The following is a 3,864-nucleotide window of genomic DNA, read 5'->3' as shown; positions in this document are numbered from 1 at the left end:
TGTCGACCTGGTGGTCCAGCTCGGCACCGACCGGCCCGCCGCCCTGCTGGCCACCGGGTACGCCCAGCGCCGCCAGCCCCACCTCCAGGTCGACCTGCGCGGTGGCGTACCGGTGGTCGGCCCGCTGGTCCGGCCGCCGGCCGGTCCCTGCCTGCACTGCGTCGACCTGCACCGGATCGACCGGGACCCGGACTGGCCCCGGCTCGCCGCCCAGCTCGCGGCCGACGACGGCGAGCGGGCCTGCGCCACGACCACCCGGCTGGCGGCCGTGGCGTACGCGGTCGCCGAGGTCCTCGCCCACCTGGACGGCGGCACCCCGGAGACCCTCGGCTGCGCGGTCGAGGTCGCCGGGGCCGGCCGGTTCCGGCACCGCCAGTGGTCGCCGCATCCGTCCTGCGGATGCGCCGGACGTCGCCCGATCCGGGGCCGACCCACCCGCTCCCGGCTTCGCAGCAGCAGCGGGCCCGTCGAGTCGGTAACAATGACCGGGTGACCGACATCCCGCGCCGGGCCGTGTCCCGGACCGCCAAGCTCGCCGCTCTGCCGCTCGGCTTCGCCGGTCGGACCGTCCTCGGCATGGGCAAGCGGGTCACCGGGCTCGCCTCCGACGTCATCTCCGCCGAGATCCAGCAGCGCACCGCTGAGCAGCTGTTCAGCGTGCTCGGGCAGCTCAAGGGCGGGGCGATGAAGTTCGGCCAGGCGCTGTCGGTCTTCGAGGCGGCGCTGCCCGACGAGATCGCCGCCCCCTACCGGCAGGCGCTCACCAAGCTCCAGGAGGCGGCCCCGCCGCTGCCGGCCGCCACAGTGCACAAGGTGCTCGCCGAGCAGCTCGGGCCGGACTGGCGGGACCGGTTCGTCGAGTTCAACGACACCCCGGCCGCCGCCGCCAGCATCGGGCAGGTGCACCATGCGGTCTGGCGTGATCCCGGGTACGGCCCGAACGGCGGCCCGCGGCACCGGGACGTGGCCGTGAAGATCCAGTACCCGGGTGCCGGCGACGCCCTGCTCGCCGACCTGAAGCAGCTCTCCCGGCTGGGTGGCATGTTCCGGGCGATCCAGCCCGGGTTGGACGTCAAGCCGCTCCTGGTCGAGCTGCGCGAGCGGATCACCGAGGAACTGGACTACGAACTGGAAGCCGAGTCGCAGCGCGCCTTCGCCGCCGCGTACGCGGACGATCCCGACATCTACATCCCGGAGGTGCTGGACGCCGCGCCCCGGGTCCTGATCACCGAGTGGGTCGAGGGCATCCCGCTGGCGGAGATCATCCGGTCGGGCACCGAGGAGCAGCGTGACCGGGCCGGCCTGCTCATGGCCGAGCTGCACCTCTCGGCGCCGATGCGGGCCGGGCTGCTGCACGCCGACCCCCACCCGGGCAACTTCCGGCTGCTGCCCGACGGCCGACTCGGGGTGATCGACTTCGGTGCGGTGGCCCGGATGCCGGAGGGCACCCCCGAGCCGATCGGCCGGATCGCCGGGCTGGCGATCCGGGGCGACGCGGACGGGGTGGTGGCGGGGCTGCGCGAGGAGGGCTTCGTCAGCCAGACCGAGCCGATCGACGCGCAGGCGCTGCTGGCGTACCTCCAGCCGATGCTGACCCCGGTCGCCGAGGAGGAGTTCCGGTTCACCCGGGCCTGGCTGCGGGGCGAGGCGACCCGGCTGGCCAGCCCCCGCTCGCCCGCGTTCCAGCTGAGCCGGCAGCTCAACCTGCCGCCGGCGTACCTGATGATCCACCGGGTGACGCTCGGCTCGATCGGGGTGCTCTGCCAGCTGGAGGCGAAGGCGCCGTACCGCGCCATCCTGGAGCGCTGGCTGCCCGGCTTCGCCCCGGTGAGTTGAGCGACGGAGACGTCGAAGGGGCGGTGACCATCCGGTCACCGCCCCTTCCGATCAGGTAGCGATCTAGAGAACGCCCAGGTCGCGAGCCGACTGGGTGCGGCTCTTCATCGCGACGGTACGGGCGGAACGGGTTGCCTCAGTGCTCGTGGTGGTGCGACCGGCCTGAGGCCGGGGCATTCGAGCCCGGGACAACGCTTCGTGGAGTAGTTGCATCTCGGTTCCATTCGTCAGGTGCAGCATGGTTTCGGCTTTCTGGTTCGGCCGGCGGTCGCCGGCGGGACGTGTGGAACGGGGTTGTGTCAGGCTGCCAGCCGGACCGCGCTGCGCGACTCGGACAGCCCACTGGCCGCCAGTCGCGCCTCGGCCTCGACCCGGAGCTGGGCGTCGCGGGCGAGGTCCTCCTTGCGCGGACGGCCACGGGGCCGCTTGCGCGGGACGACCGCGCCACGCTCGAAGATCTCGCCGCCCCAGACGCCCCAGGGCTCGGCCCGCTCCACCGCCCCGGCGAGGCACTCGACGCGCAGCGGGCAGTCCCCGCAGAGCGACTTGGCCAGCTCGAGCTCGGTGGGCGAGTCGGAGAACCACAGGTCGGGGTCGAACTTCCGGCAGGGCAGGTTCGCCTCCACCTCGACGCTCACGTCGAGCGGGGCCAACGCCAGACTCATCCTCCGGTCACCTCTCTCTCACTTCGATCTCGTGGATCGCATTCGTTCGGCACTACTGCCGTGCAAAAAAACTGAGGCCGCGGATCCCGGTGTGCGGGTTCCGCGGCCTCGAGGTGAGCCGGTGGTCTGATGGATCAGACCGGTCTACCTCGAGGTGGAACGCCGCGGACATCAGTGCGCTTCTTGGCGCCGCCGATGCCCATGCCCGTGAAGCCACTGGTCCCCTCGACTCCGGCAATCGGCGCGACGGTCAGGTTCAGCTCGGCCTGAACCTGGGCCTGGTGCACCTGCGGAGCCGACGGTCGAGCGGCAAGGGCCACCCGGACAGCCGACAGCGGAGCGCAGGCAGCTGGCATCGCCGCCGGACGCTCATAGGTGAAGATCTCCACGGGTGCCACCTCCCTCACGTTCCTCGTATCGACCATGGACTCGTCCCTCTTGAGCAGCCAGAATGGTGCCGCTCGCGAGGTGTGTCCTGAGGCTATTCCTCGCCTGCGGGCGAGGGCAAACGATTTACGGCTAGATTTCGAAACTTTTCTGCGGGCAGATCTCGTCGACCGCCGCGCCGGCCACCAGGGCCAGCACCGTATCCCCGTAAAGTCCCAGTTTGCGGGGGCCGATCCCGGCGATCGCGATCAGCTCCTCGGTGCGGCCCGGCTTCCGCTCGGCCAGCGCGGTCAGCGTGGCGTCGGTGAAAACCACGTACGCCGGCACCTTCTGCGCGCCGGCCACCCGCTGCCGCCACTCGCGCAGCCGCTCGTACAGCTCCTCGTCGATGTCGGACGGACAGGTCGGGCAGCGCCCCAGCTTCCGGTCCGCGCCGGCGAGCAGGGTGGCACCGCAGATCCGGCAGGAGACCACCTGGGTACGCCGGCGCTCGGTCCGCCGGGCCGCGGCGGCACCGGCCCGCTCGGCGCCACCGCCGGAGCGGTCGAGCTGCGGCAGGAACCGGGACGGCCGCCGGGCCCGGCCACCCGGCGAGCGGGCCGCCGCGTACGACAGCCAGAGCCACTCCCGGGCCCGGGTGATCCCGACGTAGAGCAGCCGCCGCTCCTCCTCCACCTGCTCGGGGGTCTTCGCGTACGCGGTGGGCAGGGTGCCCTCGGCGAGGCCGACCAGGAAGACGGCGTCCCACTCCAGGCCCTTCGCCGAGTGCAGCGACGCCAGGGTCACCCCCTCCACGGTGGGTACGTGCTGCTGGGCCGCCCGCCGGGCCAGCTCGTCGTTGAAGTCGGCCAGGGTCACCGGCCGCTCGATCGCGGCCGCCTCGCCGATCGGCACCACCTCGGGGGTCGCCGCGTACTCCTCGGCGAGCTGGACCAGGGCGGCGAGCGCCTCCCACCGCTCCCGCGCGGCACCGCCG

5 protein-coding genes are annotated in these 3,864 nt (G+C 72.7%); 2 read left to right on the top strand and 3 right to left on the bottom strand.

The features are described 5' to 3' along the window. Both ACWEVO_RS32210 and ACWEVO_RS32205 read left to right on the top strand, forming a co-directional pair. The coding region (locus ACWEVO_RS32210; RefSeq protein ID WP_452311216.1) for a TOMM precursor leader peptide-binding protein at positions 1–493 on the top strand (493 nt) is incomplete at its 5' end. Then, positions 490–1,836: an ABC1 kinase family protein gene (locus tag ACWEVO_RS32205; protein WP_452311215.1), complete on the top strand. Its 1,347-nt coding sequence runs from the start codon at positions 490–492 to the stop codon at positions 1,834–1,836. The genes ACWEVO_RS32210 and ACWEVO_RS32205, both read left to right, overlap by 4 nt. 299 nt (positions 1,837–2,135) lie before the next feature. Here the strand turns inward: ACWEVO_RS32205 and ACWEVO_RS32200 are convergent, their stop codons facing one another. The 3 genes from ACWEVO_RS32200 to ACWEVO_RS32190 all read right to left on the bottom strand — a co-directional run. Then, complete coding sequence (locus ACWEVO_RS32200) at positions 2,136–2,501, bottom strand: WhiB family transcriptional regulator (RefSeq protein WP_091068617.1); 366 nt, start codon at positions 2,499–2,501, stop codon at positions 2,136–2,138. A 134-nt stretch (positions 2,502–2,635) separates the two neighbouring features. Continuing rightward, positions 2,636–2,890, bottom strand: a complete 255-nt coding sequence (locus ACWEVO_RS32195; protein ID WP_452311214.1) for a hypothetical protein — start codon at positions 2,888–2,890, stop codon at positions 2,636–2,638. A gap of 130 nt (positions 2,891–3,020) precedes the next feature. Continuing rightward, positions 3,021–3,864 (bottom strand): 3'-5' exonuclease (locus tag ACWEVO_RS32190; RefSeq protein WP_452311213.1); only part of this gene is annotated, 844 nt, incomplete at its 5' end.

The sequence above is a fragment of the Micromonospora sp. NPDC003776 genome (assembly GCF_053605645.1).
This window is presented reverse-complemented; position numbering and strand designations above follow the sequence as displayed.

Excerpts from the sequence above, each read along its gene's own strand:
- ACWEVO_RS32200 (WP_091068617.1), bottom strand. The coding sequence starts at position 2,501 with ATGAGTCTGGCGTTGGCCCCGCTCGACGTGAGCGTCGAGGTGGAGGCG.